Annotated in this window: 20 protein-coding genes; 7 read left to right on the top strand and 13 right to left on the bottom strand. The window is 68.1% G+C overall.

Translation table 11 applies throughout. The features are described 5' to 3' along the window. Positions 1 to 117: 117 nt before the first annotated feature. From AC3WVS_RS25370 to minC, 4 genes are all read right to left on the bottom strand, one after another. Entirely contained in the window at positions 118 to 1,215 is a 1,098-nt protein-coding gene (locus tag AC3WVS_RS25370) for a porin (protein WP_492320815.1), read from the bottom strand. A 370-nt stretch (positions 1,216 to 1,585) separates the two neighbouring features. Further along, positions 1,586 to 1,840, bottom strand: coding sequence for a cell division topological specificity factor MinE (gene minE / locus AC3WVS_RS25365; RefSeq protein WP_010811451.1), 255 nt, complete (start codon positions 1,838 to 1,840; stop codon positions 1,586 to 1,588). Between the two features lie 21 nt (positions 1,841 to 1,861). Further along, positions 1,862 to 2,677: a septum site-determining protein MinD gene (gene minD / locus AC3WVS_RS25360; RefSeq protein ID WP_013955180.1), complete on the bottom strand. Its 816-nt coding sequence runs from the start codon at positions 2,675 to 2,677 to the stop codon at positions 1,862 to 1,864. A 67-nt stretch (positions 2,678 to 2,744) separates the two neighbouring features. Then, complete coding sequence (gene minC / locus AC3WVS_RS25355) at positions 2,745 to 3,545, bottom strand: septum site-determining protein MinC (RefSeq protein ID WP_492320814.1); 801 nt, start codon at positions 3,543 to 3,545, stop codon at positions 2,745 to 2,747. Between the two features lie 230 nt (positions 3,546 to 3,775). Between minC and AC3WVS_RS25350 the strand changes: the two genes are divergently transcribed. Next, on the top strand, positions 3,776 to 4,747 hold the full coding sequence (locus AC3WVS_RS25350; protein ID WP_492320813.1) for a magnesium and cobalt transport protein CorA: 972 nt from the start codon (positions 3,776 to 3,778) through the stop codon (positions 4,745 to 4,747). Between the two features lie 154 nt (positions 4,748 to 4,901). Further along, entirely contained in the window at positions 4,902 to 5,606 is a 705-nt protein-coding gene (locus AC3WVS_RS25345; RefSeq protein WP_492320812.1) for a tetratricopeptide repeat protein, read from the top strand. 103 nt (positions 5,607 to 5,709) lie between these two features. On the opposite strand, the gene AC3WVS_RS25340 is transcribed toward AC3WVS_RS25345, so the two are convergent. Continuing rightward, positions 5,710 to 6,540, bottom strand: a complete 831-nt coding sequence (locus AC3WVS_RS25340) for a MerR family transcriptional regulator (protein WP_492320811.1) — start codon at positions 6,538 to 6,540, stop codon at positions 5,710 to 5,712. Between the two features lie 98 nt (positions 6,541 to 6,638). Between AC3WVS_RS25340 and AC3WVS_RS25335 the strand changes: the two genes are divergently transcribed. From AC3WVS_RS25335 to AC3WVS_RS25325, 3 genes are all read left to right on the top strand, one after another. Next, entirely contained in the window at positions 6,639 to 7,583 is a 945-nt protein-coding gene (locus tag AC3WVS_RS25335) for a LysR family transcriptional regulator (protein WP_492320810.1), read from the top strand. Between the two features lie 122 nt (positions 7,584 to 7,705). Continuing rightward, on the top strand, positions 7,706 to 8,674 hold the full coding sequence (locus AC3WVS_RS25330; RefSeq protein ID WP_340525200.1) for a Bug family tripartite tricarboxylate transporter substrate binding protein: 969 nt from the start codon (positions 7,706 to 7,708) through the stop codon (positions 8,672 to 8,674). A 110-nt stretch (positions 8,675 to 8,784) separates the two neighbouring features. Beyond that, positions 8,785 to 9,759: a M14 family metallopeptidase gene (locus AC3WVS_RS25325; RefSeq protein WP_492320809.1), complete on the top strand. Its 975-nt coding sequence runs from the start codon at positions 8,785 to 8,787 to the stop codon at positions 9,757 to 9,759. An 88-nt stretch (positions 9,760 to 9,847) separates the two neighbouring features. Here AC3WVS_RS25325 and AC3WVS_RS25320 read toward each other — a convergent pair whose 3' ends face one another. The 6 genes from AC3WVS_RS25320 to AC3WVS_RS25295 all read right to left on the bottom strand — a co-directional run bounded on the left by AC3WVS_RS25320 (position 9,848) and on the right by AC3WVS_RS25295 (position 15,042). Then, on the bottom strand, positions 9,848 to 10,390 hold the full coding sequence (locus tag AC3WVS_RS25320) for an Sbal_3080 family lipoprotein (protein ID WP_492320808.1): 543 nt from the start codon (positions 10,388 to 10,390) through the stop codon (positions 9,848 to 9,850). A gap of 139 nt (positions 10,391 to 10,529) precedes the next feature. After that, entirely contained in the window at positions 10,530 to 10,733 is a 204-nt protein-coding gene (locus AC3WVS_RS25315) for a hypothetical protein (protein WP_492320807.1), read from the bottom strand. Between the two features lie 32 nt (positions 10,734 to 10,765). Beyond that, positions 10,766 to 11,335: an OB-fold putative lipoprotein gene (locus tag AC3WVS_RS25310; RefSeq protein ID WP_492320806.1), complete on the bottom strand. Its 570-nt coding sequence runs from the start codon at positions 11,333 to 11,335 to the stop codon at positions 10,766 to 10,768. Between the two features lie 41 nt (positions 11,336 to 11,376). Next, positions 11,377 to 12,621, bottom strand: coding sequence for a glycosyltransferase (locus AC3WVS_RS25305; RefSeq protein WP_492320805.1), 1,245 nt, complete (start codon positions 12,619 to 12,621; stop codon positions 11,377 to 11,379). Between the two features lie 105 nt (positions 12,622 to 12,726). After that, complete coding sequence (gene mnmE / locus AC3WVS_RS25300) at positions 12,727 to 14,154, bottom strand: tRNA uridine-5-carboxymethylaminomethyl(34) synthesis GTPase MnmE (RefSeq protein ID WP_492320804.1); 1,428 nt, start codon at positions 14,152 to 14,154, stop codon at positions 12,727 to 12,729. Positions 14,155 to 14,226: 72 nt separating this feature from the next. After that, a complete protein-coding gene (locus AC3WVS_RS25295; protein ID WP_492320803.1) occupies positions 14,227 to 15,042 on the bottom strand; it encodes a CHAD domain-containing protein in 816 nt (271 codons plus the stop codon). A gap of 174 nt (positions 15,043 to 15,216) precedes the next feature. Between AC3WVS_RS25295 and AC3WVS_RS25290 the strand changes: the two genes are divergently transcribed. Together AC3WVS_RS25290 and AC3WVS_RS25285 are read left to right on the top strand one after the other, a co-directional pair. After that, on the top strand, positions 15,217 to 15,654 hold the full coding sequence (locus AC3WVS_RS25290; RefSeq protein WP_492320802.1) for a PaaI family thioesterase: 438 nt from the start codon (positions 15,217 to 15,219) through the stop codon (positions 15,652 to 15,654). 31 nt (positions 15,655 to 15,685) lie between these two features. Further along, the gene (locus tag AC3WVS_RS25285) at positions 15,686 to 16,096 is read left to right on the top strand and encodes a VOC family protein (RefSeq protein WP_492320801.1); all 411 of its coding nucleotides are present in this window, start codon (positions 15,686 to 15,688) and stop codon (positions 16,094 to 16,096) included. On the opposite strand, the gene tam is transcribed toward AC3WVS_RS25285, so the two are convergent. Together tam and gatB are read right to left on the bottom strand one after the other, a co-directional pair. Continuing rightward, the gene (gene tam / locus AC3WVS_RS25280; RefSeq protein ID WP_492320800.1) at positions 16,077 to 16,847 is read right to left on the bottom strand and encodes a trans-aconitate 2-methyltransferase; all 771 of its coding nucleotides are present in this window, start codon (positions 16,845 to 16,847) and stop codon (positions 16,077 to 16,079) included. The genes AC3WVS_RS25285 and tam overlap by 20 nt on opposite strands. 76 nt (positions 16,848 to 16,923) lie before the next feature. Beyond that, positions 16,924 to 18,381, bottom strand: a complete 1,458-nt coding sequence (gene gatB, locus AC3WVS_RS25275) for an Asp-tRNA(Asn)/Glu-tRNA(Gln) amidotransferase subunit GatB (RefSeq protein ID WP_492320799.1) — start codon at positions 18,379 to 18,381, stop codon at positions 16,924 to 16,926. Positions 18,382 to 18,452 lie beyond the last annotated feature (71 nt).

Raw genomic sequence — 18,452 nt, 5'->3', positions numbered from 1 at the left:
GCGGCTTGCGGTTTACAACTGCTTCGGCGGCTAACAATGAAAAATGCCGTTCAGTCTTAACTGAACGGCATTACACCCGAAGGTGCCTTTTGCCAGGAACTGCTGATCGGGTGTCGATCAGAAGATGTGGCGGATACCCAGTGCAGCGCCAGTCTGGTTGTTGCGGCCCGGCATTTCGGTGGTGGTGCCGCCCGAAACCTTGTTGAAGTCAACCGTGCCGTAGACCTGGGTGCGCTTGGACAGCGAGTACTCGGCCAGCAGCACGCCGGTGTAGCGGCGGCCGTTGTTGTCGTTCACGCCGTTCTTGTTCTCGACGTAGTCGCCGTAGAACACGCCGGTCAGCGCCAGGGCCGGGGTGGCCTGGTAGGTCAGGCCGATGTAGCCGATGGTGTCCTTGCGCGGGTTGCTGGCAGCGCCGGCGGTGACCACGGCCGGAGCAGGCGCGGCAGCCGAGTTGTTCAGGAAGCCGTTGTCGATCACGCCAGTGCGGTCCTTGCCGCCGACGTAGCCCACGAACAGCTTGGCCGGGCCAAAGGCGTACTTACCGGCCGCGCCCCACATTTGCTGCTTGTTGCCGTTGATGTCGCGGATTTCCTGGTACACGCCGCCGATGCCGAACGGACCGAACGAGTAAGCGGCACGGGTGCCCCAGTACTGGTTCTTGGTCATGCTGCCCGGCTGCTCGCCGAAGCCGTAGCTGGCGCCCACGTCCAGGCCGCCGAACTTGCCGGCGTAGCTGACCACGTTGTCGCTGCGGAACTGGGTCAGGAAGAACGGCCAGGCGTTGTTGGTGTAGTTGCCGATGGTCAGCGGATCGTAGTCGCCGAAGAAGTTAAAGCCTTCGGTGTACTGGCGGCCCAGCTTGATCGTGCCGAAGTCACCCGACAGGCCAACGTAAGCCTGACGACCGAACAGGCGGCCGTTCGGGTTGGTGGCGCTGGCCTGGTTGGAACGGCCGGTGTCCGGATCGAAGCCGCCTTCCAGCTGGAAGATTGCCTTCAGGTTGTTGCCGAGGGCTTCGCTGCCCTTCAGGCCCCAGCGGCTGTTGGTGACGGCGCCGTTGGTCAGTTCCCACAGATTGTCGTTGTTGGCGTTGGAGTTCGTCTGGAAGCGGATGCTCTGGTCAACGATACCGTACAGGGTAACGGACGATTGTGCGAACGCCGAACCTGCCAACAGGCTGCCGGCTGCGAGGACGATGGCCGATTTCTTCATGGTGCTCCTTTTCTGTCTTGTACTGTTCTCTCCGCCGGATCACGGCGTGGACGATTTTGTCTACGTTTCGTTGTAGACGCCGCGAAAATTTAACAAAACGTAAGCTACAAGGACACAAAACTCCGCCAAGCTGCGCTTTCAAGCAGGATTTTGGTGCAAATCCGTTGTCTCGCCGCTACAGAATTCCGAGTTGGGGCATTTTGGCAGCGCTGGCGAGCTGGCCTGCACACTGGGCTGGCGGGGAATCACGGCAGGGAGAAAGGGGGCCGGCCGATCGCGGCGCGCAAGCGGCGCCGCGGTCGGCGGAAAGACGGGAAGTGCGGGAAAACCGAAGGAGGAGGAACGAATCCGGCAGCGCCGGGATCCGTCCTCAGTTCTGCGGGATCTCGATCTTGACCTCGAGCACCTCGAGGTTGTCCTGGCGTTCCAGGCTGACGCGCAGGTCCTGGTCGCCGATCTTGACGTACTTGGAGATCACCGCCACCAGCTCGCGCTGCAGCGCGGGCAGGTAGTCGGCGGGCGCGGAATGGCCGGTGCGCTCGTGCGCCAGGATGATCTGCAGCCGCTCCTTGGCGACCGACGCGGACTTCTTCTTCTCTCCCAGCAGGAAGGAAAGGATCGACATGGGGTGAGCCCTCCTTGACCGTTACTTGTTGCCGAAGATGCGGGAGAGCAGCCCCGGCTTCTGGTAGTCGGTGAAACGCATCGGCTTGTCCTTGCCGAGGAAGCGGTCCACCACGTCGCCATAGGCGTCGGCCACGTCGCTGCCTTCCAGGTGGATGGCGGGCGTGCCCTGGTTCGAGGCGTGCAGCACGGCTTCCGACTCAGGCACCACGCCGATCAGCTTGATGCGCAGGATTTCCTGGATGTCGGTCAGCGACAGCATTTCGCCGCCATGCACGCGCTTGGGGTTGTAGCGCGTGATCAGCAGGTGTTCCTTGATCGGGTCGCCGCCTTCGCTGGCGCGCTTGGTCTTGGACGCCAGGATGCCCAGGATGCGGTCCGAATCGCGCACCGACGACACTTCCGGGTTGGTCACGATCAGCGCCTCGTCGGCGAAGTACATCGCCATCAGCGCGCCCGACTCGATGCCGGCGGGCGAGTCGCAGATGATGAATTCGAAATCCATCTCGATCAGGCCGTTGATGACCTTCTCGACGCCATCGCGCGTGAGCGCATCCTTGTCGCGCGTCTGCGAGGCCGGCAGGATGAACAGGTTCTCGCACTTCTTGTCCTTGATCAGCGCCTGGCGCAGGTTGGCTTCGCCCTGCACCACGTTGATCAGGTCGTACACCACGCGGCGCTCACAACCCATGATCAGGTCAAGGTTGCGCAGGCCGACGTCGAAGTCGATCACGGCAGTCTTGTGGCCGCGCAGGGCCAGGCCGGCGGCAAAGCTGGCGCTGGTGGTGGTCTTGCCGACGCCTCCCTTGCCGGAGGTCACAACGATGATTTTTGCCATGGCTCTTTGGTCCAGTAATAAGTTGAAGCTTGCGCTCTCTGCGATTCGGTCCCGGGGGCTGCCGCGGTTACTTGAGCCGCAGCGCTTCTAGGATCAGTTTTTCATCGGCCAGGCGCACCTGGGCGGTCTTGCCGAGCACATCGGCCGGAAGCGTCTGCTCCGCGGTCCGGTAGATGCCGGCGATGGAAATCAGTTCAGGCTCCATGCACGTGCTGAAGATGCGCGCGCCGGTGTTGCCCTTGACGCCCGCCAGCGCGCGTCCGCGCAGCGGGGCATAGACATGGATGTTGCCTTCGGCGATCACCTCGGCGCCGTAGCTGACCACGTCCAGGATGACCACGTCGCCCTGCGCGTAGACCTGCTGGCCCGAGCGCAGCGGCTTGTCGATCAGCATGGTCTGGGTCTGGCGGATGGCGGCGGCCACGGCGGCGTCGGTGCTGGCCTGCGCGGCGGCGCGGACGGATTCCTCGCGCGCGGCCTGTTCGGCGGCGGCCTGTTCCGCCGCGGCTGCGGCCTGGGCCTCGGCGGCGCGGTCGGCGCCACTGCCGCGGCGCGCCTGGCTGTCCAGCAGCGGCAGGCCGAAGCGCTCGGCCCACTCGCGCTGGGCAGGGCGGGCCACCACACCGATGGCGCGGGCCTTGAGCGTGGCCAGCGTGTCGATCACGGTGCCAAGCGCGACTTCGCTGTCATCTTCCAGCGCGCGCAGGTCCAGCGCGATCACGTCATTGGAAAAGAAGTCAGGGGTGGCTTCAAAGCGGGAGAGGAGGTCATCCCGCAGCGCAGCCATGTCGGCGGTCTGGAGGGCGAGAAGGAGGGCGTCTACGTTGCCACTGCGCAGCTCGAAGCGTGGCGATTTCTTCTGGGACATAGCCGGGTGACCGTGGAAATGCCACATTCTAACGTCGTATCTGTCGCGAACTGTAACAATTGGATCGATATGTACAGCAGGTGGCGCGTGGGTTCCATATGCGCGTGCACGGCACATCGTAGCGCCGGGCAAGTGCGGCCAGCGTGGTTTGCCGTGCGCGGCAACACGCATGGCGTCCGTCGCAGCGTAAAGGCTTGTTACGATTGCGCCATCTGATCAACGGAGTTTCCATGGGCGCCATTGTCAATTGCGTGGCCTACCGGCAGGGCAAGCGGCTCAGCACGGTGGGCATGGAGGAGATTCCCACCGTGCTGGGCGTGCCGGGTACCTTTGTCTGGCTGGGCTTGCATGAGCCTGACCTCGCGCTGCTGCGCCAGGCCCAGCAGGCGTTCGGCCTGCACGACCTGGCGGTGGAAGATGCGCTCGATGCGCACCAGCGCCCCAAGCTCGAGGCCTACGGCGATTCGGTCTTCGTGGTGCTCAACACGGCGCAACTGGTGGAAGATGAAGTGGTGGTCGGCGAGACCCATCTCTTTGTCGGCCCCAACTACGTGGTTTCGGTGCGCCACGGTGCCAGCAGCACCTATGCGCCCGTGCGCGAGCGCTGCGAGCACGACCCGCACGGCCTGGCCAACGGCCCGGGCTATGTGTTGTACGCGCTGATGGACTTTGTCGTCGATCACTACATGCCCATCGTCACGCGCCTGGAAGACACCTTCGAGGCGCTGGAGCAGGGCATCTTCCGCGATGAGTTCGACCGCGCCGCGATCGAGCGCCTGTACCGGATCAAGCGCCAGGTGCTGCGCCTGCGCAATGCGGTCAGCCCGGTGGAGGACATGTGCGGCCAGCTGATCCGGCTGCACGAAGACCTGGTGCCGAAGGAGCTGCGCGCCTATTTCCGCGACATCGAAGACCACGCCAGCCGGCTGGTGCGCACGCTCGACGTGGTGCGCGAAATGCTGACCACCGCCGTGCAGGTCAACCTGGCGCTGGTCACCGTGGGCCAGAACGAGGTGGTCAAGCGCCTGGCCGGCTGGGGCGCGATCCTGGCGATCCCGACCGTGATCTTCAGCCTGTACGGCATGAACTTCGATTTCATGCCTGAGCTGAAAATCCCCTTCGCCTACCCGGCCGTGATCGGCGTGACCGCGGTCGCCTGCGGGGGACTGTGGCGGCGGCTGCATCGGGCCGGGTGGATCTGAAGACCTGGTATTATCTGTGCGAGGAATGATCGTGGCAGATATTATGGTCGATTGATTATTCGCATGGATATTCCGGCGATTCCGCGCCTGCCTACCGGCGCGGTGCCCTGACTCCTACACTGGAATCAGGAAGGCGCTGTGCCCGGAGTCCGCCATGTCGATTGCCCACCCCCCGATTGCCGCCTTGCTCGCCGGCGCCACCGCCGCATGGCTGTTGTGCACGCAGCCGGCGGCCTCCGCACCGCAGCCGCCTGCCCCCGCGCAGGCCCAGACCCGCGACGCGGTCACCGCATATGAAGCGGGCAATTTCGACCAGGCCCTGCGCGGCTTCGCCAATGCGGCCAGGCTGGGCAACCGCCTGGCCCAATTCAACTACGCAATGATGCTGCTGCGCGGCGAGGGCACTGCCGCCCGCCCGCAGGAGGCGCTGGTCTGGCTGAAAAAAGCGGCTGACAACCAGATGACGCATGCCCAGTACACCTGGGGCGACCTCTATGAGCGCGGCGAACTGGTGCCGAAGTCACTGGAGGAAGCCAACCGCTGGTATGCGCTGGCGGCGCAGGGCGGGCATGTGCAGGCGCAGATGGCGCTGGCGACGAATTACTTCACTGGCCGGGGCGTGCCGCGCGACTACGGGCACGCGTTCACGTGGTACAGCCGCGCGGCCAGTGCCGGCGACGGCGGCGCGCAATACATCGTCGGCAGCTTCTATGAGCACGGCGAGCCCGGCGTGGTCGACCGGGATCTCGAGCAGGCCAAGATCTGGTATGCGCGCTCAGCCGCGCACGGGGATCCGGGCGCGCTGGCGAAGTTGCGGTCGTTGCTGGAGGAATCGGTGCGGGGAAGGGCGGCGAGGTAGAGCGGCGGGATGACTATGCCGGGAAGCGTCAACCATGTCTTCGCACACCTGTCACCTGTGTGCCCGGTCTGCACGGCGGGGGAGGGGCCAGACCGGCGCGGGATCATGGCTTCCCGCCGCTGCCACCTTCCTCATCATGCAGATGCTCGATGATCGCCGCCACCCGGTCCCCCAGGTATTTGTTGGCCGAGATCTCCAGCGCCCGCATCATCTCCGTCTCCGCCATCACCAGCGCCAGCGGGCGGATGCGCCACAGGATCTCCACCAGCCGCGGCACGTCCTGCGGCGGCGGCAGCTTGCCAATGCCAAAGCGGTCCAGCTCGCGCACCACGGTAGCGACGATATGGTCCGATACCGCCTGGAAATGCCCGCGCGACTGCGCGATGATCTCCAGCACGTCTTCCAGCGCAAAGCCCGCCTGGGCGATCTCCGCGCCCGCGGCCAGCGCGCGCGGGCTGCGTGCGAGATAGCCCAGCCCGTCCGGTTCCAGCAGCCCCAGCGAGATCGCCTTGGCCAGGGCCGGGCGCGAGATCGCGCGGCCGAACAGCCGCGCCAGCGCCAGGTAGGAGTAGTGCCGCGGCGTCTCGTTGGTCCACGGGCTGCTGATGGCGGTCTCCAGCCCCAGGATCGAGCGCAGGTCGTGCCCTTCGACGATGGCCTTGAGCAGCTCGGTGATATTGGCCAGCGTATAGCCGCGCGCCAGCAGGTGGTGGATCAGCTTGAGCCGCCCCAGGTGCGCCTGCGTGTAGATGCCCACGCGCCCGCGCCGCTGCGGCGGATCGATCAGGCCGCGGTCCTGGTAGGAGCGCACGTTGCGCACCGTGGTGCCGGCCACGCGCGCCAGCTCGTCGATGGTGTATTCCGGGGCGGGCGGCGTGGTGTCGGACGCCTGGCTGGTCGGGGACGAGGGAGGGCGGCGCCGGATCAGTGTCATGCGAAAAATTCTAACCGAGGAATGCGGCAGGCAAAGGTGGCGGCCGGTTTTGCCGATAATGAGGGCATTGCCGCCCCACCCTCAACGGTCCGCCTTCCATGCATATCCGCTGGCTCGAAGACTTCGTCTGCCTGGCCCAGGCCGGCAGCCTGGCGCGTGCCGCCGAGCTGCGCAACGTGACCCCGCCCGCGTTTGGCCGGCGCATGCAGGCGCTTGAGGTCTGGGCCGGCGCCCCGCTGATCGACCGCAGCGCGTTCCCGGTGCGGCTGACCGCCGAAGGGCGCCAGTTCCTGGAAGCCGCGCAGAGCGCCTTGCGCACGCTGGACGAGACCCGCGTGGCGCTGCGCGCCGCGCACCGCGCCGACGCCAGCACGGTCACCATTGCCACCGGCAAGACCCTGGCGCGCTCGATGGTGCCGGCGTGGCTGGCGGGCCTGCGCGAGGCGCTGCGGCACGACCCCGCGGCGGCCGGGTTCCGCACGCAGCTGTCGACCTTCCCGATGCATGACGCGCTGGCCATGTTTGCCGAGGGCGATGCCGATTTCCTGCTTTGCTACAGCCCGCCGGACCTGCCGGTGATGCTGGATGACGCGCGCTACCAGTTCCACCTGGCCGGCGTGGAGCGGCTGGTGTGCGTCAGCGCCGCCGACGAGCGCGGCGCGCCGCTGCACCGGTTGGCGACCGGCAAGGCTGCGGCGAAGCCGGTGCCCATGATCGCCTACGCCGAGACCCTGACACTCGGCCGCATGGTCAACCAGGAGATCGCGCGCCGCAAGCTGGCGCCGCGGCTGGACGTGATCGCGGTCAGCGACTTTGCCGAGTCGGTGCACGAGATGGTGCGCCAGCGCATGGGCCTGGCCTGGCTGCCGGCCCGCCTGATTGCCGACGACCTGCACGCCGGGCGCCTGGTGCGTGCCATCAGCGGCGCGCGCAGCGATGATGGCGGCGACCTGGCGCTCGATATCCGCCTGTACCGCCCGCGCGCGCCGATGCGCCCGCTGGCCGAGGCCTTCTGGCAGGCGGCGGTGCAGGCACCGCGCTGATGCGCCTTCGGCGACCATTGCCGAATCGGCAACCGCCCTTGCCAAAGCTGCACGCCGGGCCGCTTCCGCGCTCACTACCATCGCTCCACAACAACCATTCCGGGACCCCCAGAGCCAAGACCATGAAGACCATCCTGCGCGCGGCCGCTGCCGCACTCTGCCTTGCCGCTTCCGCCGGCGCCGTTGCCTCCGCCTGGCCCGCCAAGCCGATCACGCTGGTGGTGGGCTACACCGCCGGCGGCAGCGTCGACCTGGTGGCCCGCACCATCGCCCCGGAACTGGGCAAGCGCCTGGGCCAGAGCGTGGTGATCGAGAACCTGGGTGGCGCCGGCGGCACCATCGGCGCGGCCAAGGTGGTCAAGGCCGAGGCCGACGGCTACACCCTGCTGATGGGCTCGGGCAGTGAAGTGTCGATTGCCCGTCTGACCAACCCCGCCGTGCGCTACGACGGCGAGAAGGACCTGGCGCCGGTGACCTTCGTCGGCACCCAGCCGATGGTGCTGGTCGGCAAGCCCGGGCTGGCGGCCAGGAACGCGGCCGAGCTGATCGCGCTGGCCAAGGCCCAGCCGGGCAAGCTGTCGTATGCCTCGTCGGGCGTGGGCACGCCGCTGAACCTGGCCGGCGAACTGATCAAGCAGCAGGGCAAGGTCAATATCACGCACGTGCCGTACAAGGGCGCGTCGGCCATGGCCACCGACCTGCTCGGCGGCCAGATCGACCTGGCGGTGATGGTGCTGTCGTCGGCGCTGCCGCATATCCAGGCCGGCCGCGTGCAGGCCTACGGCGTGACCAACGCCAAGCGCTCGCCGGTGGCGCCGAACGTGCCCGCGCTGGCCGAGACGCCCGCGCTCAAGGGCGTCGACATGGGCGTGTGGTTCGGCCTGATGGGCCCGGCCAAGCTGCCGCAAGCGGTGGTGGAGCGCCTGAACACCGAGATGCAGGCCGTGCTGGCCATGCCGGATGTGAAGAAGAAGCTGGCAGAAGCCGGCGTGGAAGTGGCGCCGGCCAATCCGGCGCAGTTCGGCAGCTTTATCAAGCGCGAGACGGGGCGCTATCGCACCATCGTGCAGACGGCTGGCATTCACGAGTAAGAGCTGGGGCGGGCGGCGCTGGCAAGGCCCCGCCGCCCATCCTCAACCTGATCCCAAGAACACGACCCGGCGGCACCGACCCGCCAGGCGCCCTGAACGCACCGATTCCCATGACCCAGTCCACCGCACCGATCGACGCCTACCCAGTCGATGTCGCGTTCCCCGACATCCGCGCCTACGCCGCCGGCAACACCGGCATCCCCTACCTGTACACCTTCGACAGCGGCCAGCCCGGCCCGCACGTGATGGTCAATGCGCTGACCCACGGCAACGAGGTCTGCGGCGCCATCGCCGTCAAGGCGTTGCTGGACCACGGACTGCGCCCGCGCCGCGGCCGGCTGACGCTGGCGTTTGCCAACGTCGACGCGTACCACAGCTTCGATGCCGCCAGGCCCGACGCATCGCGCTTTGTCGACCAGGATTTCAACCGCGTGTGGACCGCCAGGGTGCTCGATGATGCCAGCCTCGATTCATCCGAGCTGCGCCGCGCGCGTGCCATGCGCCCGGTGATCGACACCATCGACCTGCTGCTGGACCTGCATTCGATGCACGAGAAAAGCCGGCCGCTGATCGTCTCCGGCCCGCTCGACAAGGGCATCGCCCTGTCGCGCGCGCTGGGCGCGCCGGCCGACGTGATCGTCGACGAAGGCCACCCCGAAGGCCGCCGCATGCGCGACTACGATGGCTTTGGCGATGCCGCCAGCCCGCGCAACGCACTGCTGATCGAGTGCGGCCAGCACTGGGAGCCCGCCGCCGTGACCGTGGCGCAGGACAGCACCGCGCGCTTCCTGCTGCATGCCGGCGTGATCGATGAAAGCGATTTGCCCGCAGGCTGGCTGCAGCGGCTGCCCGCCACGCAGCGCGTGGTGCGCGTGACCGAGCCGGTGGTGGCCACCAGCATGGACTTCCGCTTTGCCGGCCCCTATACCGGGCTGGAGACCTTTACCGAGGCCGGGACCGTAATCGGCTGGCGCGACGGCGAGCCAGTGGTGACGCCGTATCCGGATTGCGTGCTGGTGATGCCGTCGCTGCGCCAGTTGCGCCCGGGCGTGACCGTGGTGCGCCTGGGGCGGCTGGAGCGCTGATCCGGGTACGCTGGGCCGGGCGCGGCTGCGCCCGGCAAGATGCTGCGCAGACAGGCATGGCCCGGCCCGCCGGTCGAGTGCGGACAGGCTAGGCCGCCGGGGCGGCCGTGCCCGCCGGCGGCTGGGGCGGCGGCAGCATGCCGGGGAACAGTTGCTCGACCAGCTCATCCAGCTTGGACGAAGGCTGCACGAAGTTGCTCAGGTTGAGCCCGCCCGCGCTGCGGTTGGCGTTATAGATGGCCTTGCCGACACGGTCGCCGTTGCGGAACACGGTGATGTCCGCGCTGTTCAGGTACGCAGTCCAGTACCAGGCGCTGCGCGCCGTGTACAGCGCCACCACCGGGCACGCCGCGATCGAGGTCTGCGCCTGCAGCACCTTCACCTCGAAATTGCGCCGCCGCAGCGATGAGAGAAAGTTCTCGACAAAGTCATTGCCCGTGACCGGGTTCACCACCACGCACAGCAGCGTGCCGTTGGCGCCGTAGTTGCCCAGCGGGCCGCCGCCAGCGGGCACCTGGAACGCGACAAGGGGATCGGTGCGGTCGGGCCGGTCGACCGGGGTCACTGCCTGGTAGGTCGAGCAACCGGTGATCAGCAGGCCAAGGCCTGCGGCCAGCAGAGCTTTGTACATGGATGTCCTGTGTGGCTGGGGCGGGCTGCCATGCAAGACACAGTGGCCACCGCATACCTTCACACTGTAGGCGCCGGCACGCAGATCCAATCGCCCAAACAGAAGCGCAAAACGGCCGCTTCTGCGCCGGCGTGGCGCCTCAGCCGCCCGCGCTGCCGCCTTGCGCCAGCCGGCCTACCAGGACCAGGCAAAGCCCGGCAAGGCAGACCCCGATGACGGCGACCTGCAGCCGCGTGACGGGTCTGCCGCCAAACAGCGTCTGGCTGAGCCAGGCGGGCGAGACCACGCCGACGATGGTGGCCACCATGATCAGGATGGCAAGGACGGACAGAACGGATTGCATGGCGGGACTCCGGAATCTTGAGACAAGCGCGATCAGTTGGCGCCGCCGCGCAGCAGGCAGTCGCGCAGCAGCGGTGCGCCATCGGCCAGCCCGGCGCCGTTGCATTCCAGCGCCACCTTCTGGCCGCGCCGCACCATGGTGGCGCGGGCCTCCACCTCGCACACCCGCCCTGCCGGGCCGCAGATCTGGCGTTGCAGCAGCAGTGCGCGCACATTCACGCCGGGATCGTTGGTGCGGATATCGACAAAGACCTGGTCGCCCTCGCGGCGAATGCCGCTGGCGACGCCTTCGACGATCAGGTACTGGCCCAGGTAGCGGGTGTCGGCTTCCTTGGGATTGCCGCGGTAGTCATTCAGCAGCGTGTCGGCCTGGAGCTGCGGCAGGCGGTCAGCGGGGCGCTCGGGGTCGATGCTGATCGGGTCGAGCGTGCCGTCGCGCGGCACCCCGCGCACGACGCTGGCCGGCACCGCGCTGGCTTCGGCCTGCGTTTCGGGCGCGGCACCGCCGACATCGTCGCGGCGGTCATTGCCGGCAAACCACAACATGCCAAGGACAGCCACGGCGACGATGGCAATAAGGATTTGCTGGGTACGGTTCAACATCGGAAGGTCCTGCGTCAGTGAATGCGAAAGGCGGAACGGGATTATGCGCCCTGCCTGCCGCAAAAGCGCTCAATCGCCGCCACGGCATGGTCGACGCCGCGTTCGGCGGCCATCGCGCGGCCCAGCCTGGCGGCCCGTTCGCGCGTGGCCGGTTGCTCGGTAAAGGCGATCATCGACGCCAGCCGCGGCGCGTCGATCTTGTGCCCGGCGACATGACGCGGCGCCACGCCCAGCGCCGCCAGCCGGCCCGCCCAGAAGAACTGGTCGCCCGCAAACGGCAGCACGATCGCCGGCACGCCCGCCGCCGCGGCCGCATGCGTGGTGCCCGCACCGCCGTGATGGATTGCCGCCGACACGCGCGGCAACAGCCAGTCATGCGGGGTGGCGCCCACCACGTGGAAGTTGGATGGCAACGCCGCCACGTCGATGCCGCTCCAGCCCGGATAGAACAGCGCGCGCCGGCCATCGGCCGCCTGCACCAGCGCCGTCACCACCTTGTGCCGGTCAAAGCCCGCCATGCTGCCAAAGCCGATATAGAGCGGCGCCTCGCCGGCCGCCAGGAAGTCGCGCAGCGGCGCGTCCGGTTGCCAGTCCGGCTGCGGCGGCATGGTCCACGCGCCGCTCACCAGCCAGTCGTCATGCCAGTCATGCGGACGCGGGACCAGTTGCGGCGAGATCGCGTACAGCGTCGGAAAGTCCGCCCACATCGCCTTGCGCGCCGACGCGCCGAACAGCCTGGAGCGCGCAGCATTGGTCGCGCTACGGAACATGCGCCACAGCACGAAGTTGATCACGTGGTGGCTGGCGCGATTGGCCCACCCCGGCATCCTGAACGGCGGCAGCAGCGCGGACGGAAAGGCCCGCGTCGGCGAGATCGGGAACATGCCTGCGCCGATCACCGGCTTGCCCAACTGCTCGCCCACCGACAGCGCCACATACGCCGTCAGCCCCGAGAACACGATGCCGTCGGCAGCGCGCGCGGCCTGCGCCAGTTGCGACATCCACGCCTCGGTGTTGTCCTCGGCAATGCGCCCGAATGCCCGCGTGGCCTCGGCGACGTTGCCGCCTTCGGTCATCAGCTTGTGCAGCGCGCCGCCCGGCGCCAGCGTCTGCTTGATGTCGCCTGCCATCGGTGCAAAGGCGAGGCCGTGCTCTGCCGCGAGCGTGGCTGCCGAGCGTTCGCCCAGCATCAGCACGTCATGGCCGGCGGCGCGCAGGCCGAGGCCCAGCGAGACGATGGGGCGGCAGTCGCCCTGGGTACCGAAGGTGATGAGGGTCAGACGCATGGCGGGAGAGGCGCCGACGGGCTGGCGCGGGCATGTCAGCGAGTGGCTTGCAGTTTACTTTCCGGTGTCTTTCCGCGCAGCGACATGGGGCTGCGCCTGCGGGTATCACTTGCCGATGCAGAACCGCGTAAAGATCGTCCCCAGCAGATCATCACTGGTGAACTCACCCGTAATGCTGTTCAGGCAATCCTGCGCCAGCCGCAGCTCTTCGGCAAACAGGTCCAGCGCCTGCGCCTGGTGCTCGGCCTGCTCGGCTGCGATATCCAGGTGCGATTGCGCATTCCGCAGCGCCGTCAGGTGCCGCTCGCGCGCCAGGAAGTTGCCTTCATTGCCTGACTGCCAGCCCACCAGCCGCAGCAGCTCGCGGCGCAGCAGTTCAATGCCGGCTCCGGTGCGCGCCGAGATCCAGATCTCGGTCGGGTTGGGGCCGTTGGCGGCGACCACGTGCGGGCGGTTGCCGCCGAAGATGACATCGCCGACCGCGGGCGCCTTGTCGATCTTGTTGACGATGCGCACGATCGGCGAGCCCGGCGGCAGCTGGCCGCTGAGCTGGTCGTCGATGGCGTCGTCAGTCTCCGACAGGCCATGGCGCAGGTAGTCGGTGGCGTCGACCAGGTGCAGCACGATGTCGGCGCGGCGGATGGCGTCCCAGGTGCGTTCGATGCCGATGCGCTCGACTTCGTCGGCGGCGTGCTCGCGCAGGCCGGCGGTGTCGATGATATGCAGCGGGATGCCGTCGATCTGGATGGTCTCGCGCACGCGGTCGCGCGTGGTGCCGGCGATGGGCGTGACGATGGCCAGCTCCGCGCCGGCCAGCGCGTTCAGCAGCGACGACTTGCCCACGTTGGGCTGGCCCGCCAGCACCACCGACAGGCCCTCGCGCAGCAGCGCGCCCTGGCGCGCCTGCGCCAGCACGCCGCCAAGTTCGGTGCGGATGGTGGCAAGCTGGCCGCGCGCGTCGGACTGCTCCAGGAAATCGATCTCTTCTTCGGGGAAGTCCAGCGTGGCTTCGACCAGCATGCGCAGGTGGATGACCTTATCCACAAGCTGGCGGATAGCGTTGGAGAATTCGCCCTCCATTGAACGCGCCGCCGAGCGCGCCGCGGCCTCGGTGCTGGCTTCGATCAGGTCGGCCACGGCCTCGGCCTGGGCCAGGTCGAGCTTGTCGTTGAGGAAGGCGCGCCGCGTGAACTCGCCGGGCTCTGCCAGGCGCAGGCCGATGCCGTCGCCCGCTTGCAGGCAGCGTGTCAGCAGCATCTGCATCACCACCGGGCCGCCGTGGCCCTGCAGCTCGAGCACTTCCTCGCCGGTATAGGAATTGGGCGCCGGGAAATACAGCGCCAGGCCGTGGTCGATGACCTTGCCATGGCCATCGAGGAACGGCAGGTAGGTGGCGTGGCGCGGCTTCAGCGCCTGGCCGCAGACGGCGCGCATCACCGGGCCGACATCGGGGCCCGACACACGCACCACGCCGATGCCGCCGCGTCCGGGCGCGGTGGCGATGGCGGCAATGGGAACCTGGGGAGCAGTCATGGCGGTATTGTCGCAGATCGGGTGCAGTTGGCGTGGCACGCGGTGGGCAGGCCGCCGTGGCGGGCGGGGTGTTCAGCCGGCGCCGGGCAGCGGCCGCGGCGCCTCGTCCGGCATTGCCTGCGCCTGCAGGCATTCGGCCAGCAGCCGGCGCGCGACGATGCCGTCGACAAAGCGGCCGAGCTTCGCCTGCCCTTTGACCAGCTTGCGATGCAGGTCCCTGGTGTAGCGGGAGGGCAGCACCGGCTCGAATGCCTCGATCACATAGCGCAGTCGCTTGCCGGCGATGCGCTGCTCATGCACCGCGCGGGGATCGCCGCGGCGTGCAGCCTTTGCCAGCGCGCGCAGGCGCTTGCGGCCGCGGCGCACGCGCTTGCGCGCAAGGGGCCCGAGGCGGCCATCGTCACGGGCGCGGGCGGCCAGGTGGGCCAGGTGCGCCAGGTCGCGATGCAGCGCGGGCAGCGGCCAGTCACGGTAGCCGGCCAGGGCCGCCAGCATGGTTTGCCGCGCGGTGTCGCGGCGCTCCCGGGCGGTATCGGCGATGGCCGACAGCACGGTATCGTCAGGTTCCAGTTTGCGCGCCGGTGCAATGGTTTCGGCCAGGAATACATCCCAGTCGCGCACGTCGCTGGTGGCGCGCGCCAGCATGCGCAGGTCATGCTTCCAGCGATCGCGCTCCTGCCGCGGCAACGACGGCCCCAGCGCCCACAGCACCGCGCGCGCATGGCGCACCGCCACGCGCAGCGCGTGCAGGTCTTCGGGCTCGTCGCGGCGCAGCAACTGGGCCAGGCTCGCTTCGATGCGCGCCAGGCTTGCCTGCGTCAGCGCGGCAAAGGCCGCGGCGGGGCGCGTCTTGCGGCGCAGTGTGGGGGGATGGGTGTCGGCGATCATTGCGGGCTGCATGCGCTCAGGCGCGCACGCGGGTCGCGGATGCTTCCAGTGTAGGCGACAGCACGCCGGCCCGCTTCCGCGCGGCGTAACAGGCGCATGGATGGTTGACAGCCCCGCGCCTTCACGCTGCAATGCGCACATCCCGGTGATGCAGGGACCCGACAAGGAACAGCCATGACCACTGAACAGGAACGGCTTCTGCTGCGCGACACCATCGAGGCGGGCTTTCGCCAGGCCGCCTTTGTCAACGATGTCGGCATCACGCTGGCGGACTGCGGGCCCGGCTGGTGCGAATCCACGCTGGCCATTGCGCCGCGCCACCTGCAGCACGGCGGCATCGTCCATGCGGGCGTGCAGGCCACCATCGCGGACCACACCGCGGGCGCGGCGGCATCCACCATCCTGGAGGCAGGCCAGCACGTGGTCACCGCGGAGTTCAAGATCAACCTGCTCAGGGCCGTGCGCAGCGAACGGCTGCGCTGCCGTGCCGATGTGCTCAAGTCCGGCCGTTCGATCATCGTGGTGGAGGCGGATGTCTTTGCCGACCTCCACGGTGAATCGGTGCTGGTCAGCCGCCTGAACGCCACCATGAGCGTGCTGGACCTGGCCTGAGCCCCCTCCCACCGTTGAAAGGAAGCGACCCATGATCGACCACACCGGCGTAAGCGTCAGCGACTACGGCAAGAGCCGTGCCTTCTACCAGGCGGCGCTGGGCGCCATCGGCTATGTGCTGGACAAGGAATTCCCGGCCAGCGTCACCGGCAGCACCGATGTCGCAGGCTTCGGCCCGCCGGGGCAACCCGACTTCTGGATCCACCGCGGCACGCCCAACCAGCCGCCGCTGCACGTGGCCTTCCGCGTGGACAGCCGCGAGACCGTCGATGCCTTCCATCGCGCGGCGCTGGCCGCGGGCGGGCGCGACAACGGCGCGCCGGGCATCCGCGCGCACTACCACCCCAACTACTACGGCGCCTTCGTGCTGGACCCGGACGGGCACAACATCGAAGCGGTGTGCCACAAGCCGGCGCAGGGCCTCAGCGCGTCGCGACGATAAACAGGCGCGGGAACGGCAGCAGCACCGACCCGTCCGGCAGCGCCGGGTACGCCTTGGCAATCTCGGTCTGGTAGCGCGCCAGGTAGGCGGCGCGCTCGGCCTCGTCCAGCGGCTGCAGGAAGGGGCGCAGGCCGCTGCCCTTGAACCACTCCACCACCGCGGCCGGGCCGCCCGCCAGCGGATGGTGGTACGTGGTCAGCCATACGTCCACGCGCTGGCACAGCGGGCGCAGCAGCTCGTAGTACCACTGCGCCGGGGCGCGCTCGGCGCGGGCCTTGCTGGCGCCGGCGAGCTTTTCTGCCCACGGGCCTTCCGCCGCCACCTGGCGCATCAGCCGGTGCGCGGGTTCTTCCAGGTTGTCCGGCATCTGCACGGCCAGCGTGCCGCCGGGGGCGAGCCTGGATACCAGTGCCGGGAACAGGCTGGCGTGGTCAGGCAGCCACTGCAGCACGGCATTGGCCAGGATCACGTCATAGGGCCCGGCCTCGTCCCAGGTGCCGATGTCGGCCACGCGGAACTGCACCTCGGGCAGGCGCTTGCGCGCCGCGTCGACCATGTCCTGCGAGCTGTCCAGCCCGGTCACCGACGCCCCCGCATAGCGCGCCAGCAGCACCTCGGTGGAGTTGCCCGGCCCGCAGCCGATATCCACCGCGCTGCGCGCGATCTCATTGGGGATGGCAGCCACCAGGTCGCGGACCGGGCGGGTGCGTTCGTCTTCGAAGGCGACGTATTGATGGGCGGACCAGCTCATGGGGATCTCCTGACTTTTAGAGCAGGCCAGTAGGATACGCCTGCCGCAGCGGTTCGCTGGCCCTGTCAGCCAGCCCTTACCCCAGTTTTTTCTTCAGCAGCTCATTCACCTGCGCCGGATTGGCCTTGCCCTTGGTCGCCTTCATCGCCTGCCCGACCAGCGCATTGAACGCCTTCTCCTTGCCCGCGCGGAATTCCTCGACCGACTTGGCGTTGGCGGCCAGCACGTCGTCGATGATCTTCTCCAGCTCGCCGGTGTCGGACATCTGCTTCAGCCCCTTGGCCGCGATGATGGTGTCGGCATCGCCGCCGTGCTCGCCGGCCCACATCGCCGGGAACACGTCCTTCTTGGCGGTGTTGTTCGATACCGTGCCGTCGGCGATGCGCGCGAGCAGCCTGGCCAGTTGCGCCGGCGTGACCGGTGCGGCGTCGATGGCGATGCCTTCGCGGTTCAGCTGCGAGGCCACGTCGCCCATCAGCCAGTTGGCCGCGGGCTTGGCGTTGGCGGCGCCGGCGTCGGCCACCACGGCCTCGTAGTAGGCGGCGAAGGCCTTGGTCGCGGTCAGCGTGGTGGCGTCATAGGCCGACAGGCCGTACTGCGAGACAAAGCGCGCCTGCATCGCCGCCGGCAGTTCCGGCAGCTCGCCGCGCACGCGCTCGACCCAGCTCGCGTCGATTTCCAGCGGCATCAGGTCGGGGTCGGGGAAGTAGCGGTAATCGTGCGCGTCTTCCTTGGTGCGCATGGCGCGCGTTTCGCCCGTTTCCGGGTCGAACAGCACGGTGGCCTGCTGGATCTTGCGGCCGTCCTCGATCTCGGCGATCTGCCACTGCACTTCGTACTCGATGGCCTGCTGCAGGAAGCGGAACGAGTTCAGGTTCTTGATCTCGCGGCGGGTGCCGAATTCCTTCTGGCCGAGCGGGCGCACCGACACGTTGGCGTCGCAGCGGAAGCTGCCTTCCTGCATGTTGCCATCGCAGATGCCCAGCCACACCACCAGCGAGTGCAGCGCCTTGGCGTAGGCCACGGCTTCGGCGGCGCTGCGCATGTCGGGCTCGGTGACGATTTCCAGCAGCGGGGTGCCGGCGCGGTTCAGGTCGATGCCGGTCATGCCGGCAAAGTCTTCGTGCAGGGACTTGCCCGCGTCTTCTTCCAGGTGGGCGCGGGTCAGGTTGACGGTCTTTTCGTAGAACTCGCCCTTCTTGCCTTCGACCTGGATGGTGATGGTGCCGCCCTGTACCACCGGGATCTCATACTGGCTGATCTGGTAGCCCTTGGGCAGGTCGGGGTAGAAGTAGTTCTTGCGCGCAAAGACGCTGCGCGGCGCGATGGTGGCGCCGATCGCCAGGCCGAACTGGATGGCGCGCTCGACCGCGCCCTTGTTGAGCACCGGCAGCACGCCCGGCAGCGCCAGGTCCACCGGCGAGGCCTGCGTGTTGGCCTCGGCCCCGAAGGCGGTGGAGGTGCCGGAAAAAATCTTGGAGGCCGTCGAAAGCTGAGCGTGCGTTTCGAGGCCGATCACCACTTCCCATTGCATGGCGGTATTCCTGTTCGGTTCTTTCGGTTCTGTCTGTAGCGGTGGAGCGGCGCAGCCGCCCCGGGTTCAGT

It is taken from the genome of Cupriavidus sp. CPT47-8839-RL05A (assembly GCF_058792255.1).
Note: the sequence above shows the minus strand (reverse complement) of the source record. Positions and strands in the feature narration are given on the sequence as shown.

Bases quoted from the DNA above. Each gene is read 5' to 3' on its own strand.
- AC3WVS_RS25370 (WP_492320815.1), bottom strand. From the start codon at position 1,215: ATGAAGAAATCGGCCATCGTCCTCGCAGCCGGCAGCCTGTTGGCAGGT.
- minE (WP_010811451.1), bottom strand. From the start codon at position 1,840: ATGTCGATCCTTTCCTTCCTGCTGGGAGAGAAGAAGAAGTCCGCGTCG.
- minD (WP_013955180.1), bottom strand. From the start codon at position 2,677: ATGGCAAAAATCATCGTTGTGACCTCCGGCAAGGGAGGCGTCGGCAAG.
- minC (WP_492320814.1), bottom strand. From the start codon at position 3,545: ATGTCCCAGAAGAAATCGCCACGCTTCGAGCTGCGCAGTGGCAACGTA.
- AC3WVS_RS25350 (WP_492320813.1), top strand. From the start codon at position 3,776: ATGGGCGCCATTGTCAATTGCGTGGCCTACCGGCAGGGCAAGCGGCTC.
- AC3WVS_RS25345 (WP_492320812.1), top strand. From the start codon at position 4,902: ATGTCGATTGCCCACCCCCCGATTGCCGCCTTGCTCGCCGGCGCCACC.
- AC3WVS_RS25340 (WP_492320811.1), bottom strand. From the start codon at position 6,540: ATGACACTGATCCGGCGCCGCCCTCCCTCGTCCCCGACCAGCCAGGCG.
- AC3WVS_RS25335 (WP_492320810.1), top strand. From the start codon at position 6,639: ATGCATATCCGCTGGCTCGAAGACTTCGTCTGCCTGGCCCAGGCCGGC.
- AC3WVS_RS25330 (WP_340525200.1), top strand. From the start codon at position 7,706: ATGAAGACCATCCTGCGCGCGGCCGCTGCCGCACTCTGCCTTGCCGCT.
- AC3WVS_RS25325 (WP_492320809.1), top strand. From the start codon at position 8,785: ATGACCCAGTCCACCGCACCGATCGACGCCTACCCAGTCGATGTCGCG.
- AC3WVS_RS25320 (WP_492320808.1), bottom strand. From the start codon at position 10,390: ATGTACAAAGCTCTGCTGGCCGCAGGCCTTGGCCTGCTGATCACCGGT.
- AC3WVS_RS25315 (WP_492320807.1), bottom strand. From the start codon at position 10,733: ATGCAATCCGTTCTGTCCGTCCTTGCCATCCTGATCATGGTGGCCACC.
- AC3WVS_RS25310 (WP_492320806.1), bottom strand. From the start codon at position 11,335: ATGTTGAACCGTACCCAGCAAATCCTTATTGCCATCGTCGCCGTGGCT.
- AC3WVS_RS25305 (WP_492320805.1), bottom strand. From the start codon at position 12,621: ATGCGTCTGACCCTCATCACCTTCGGTACCCAGGGCGACTGCCGCCCC.
- mnmE (WP_492320804.1), bottom strand. From the start codon at position 14,154: ATGACTGCTCCCCAGGTTCCCATTGCCGCCATCGCCACCGCGCCCGGA.
- AC3WVS_RS25295 (WP_492320803.1), bottom strand. From the start codon at position 15,042: ATGATCGCCGACACCCATCCCCCCACACTGCGCCGCAAGACGCGCCCC.
- AC3WVS_RS25290 (WP_492320802.1), top strand. From the start codon at position 15,217: ATGACCACTGAACAGGAACGGCTTCTGCTGCGCGACACCATCGAGGCG.
- AC3WVS_RS25285 (WP_492320801.1), top strand. From the start codon at position 15,686: ATGATCGACCACACCGGCGTAAGCGTCAGCGACTACGGCAAGAGCCGT.
- tam (WP_492320800.1), bottom strand. From the start codon at position 16,847: ATGAGCTGGTCCGCCCATCAATACGTCGCCTTCGAAGACGAACGCACC.
- gatB (WP_492320799.1), bottom strand. From the start codon at position 18,381: ATGCAATGGGAAGTGGTGATCGGCCTCGAAACGCACGCTCAGCTTTCG.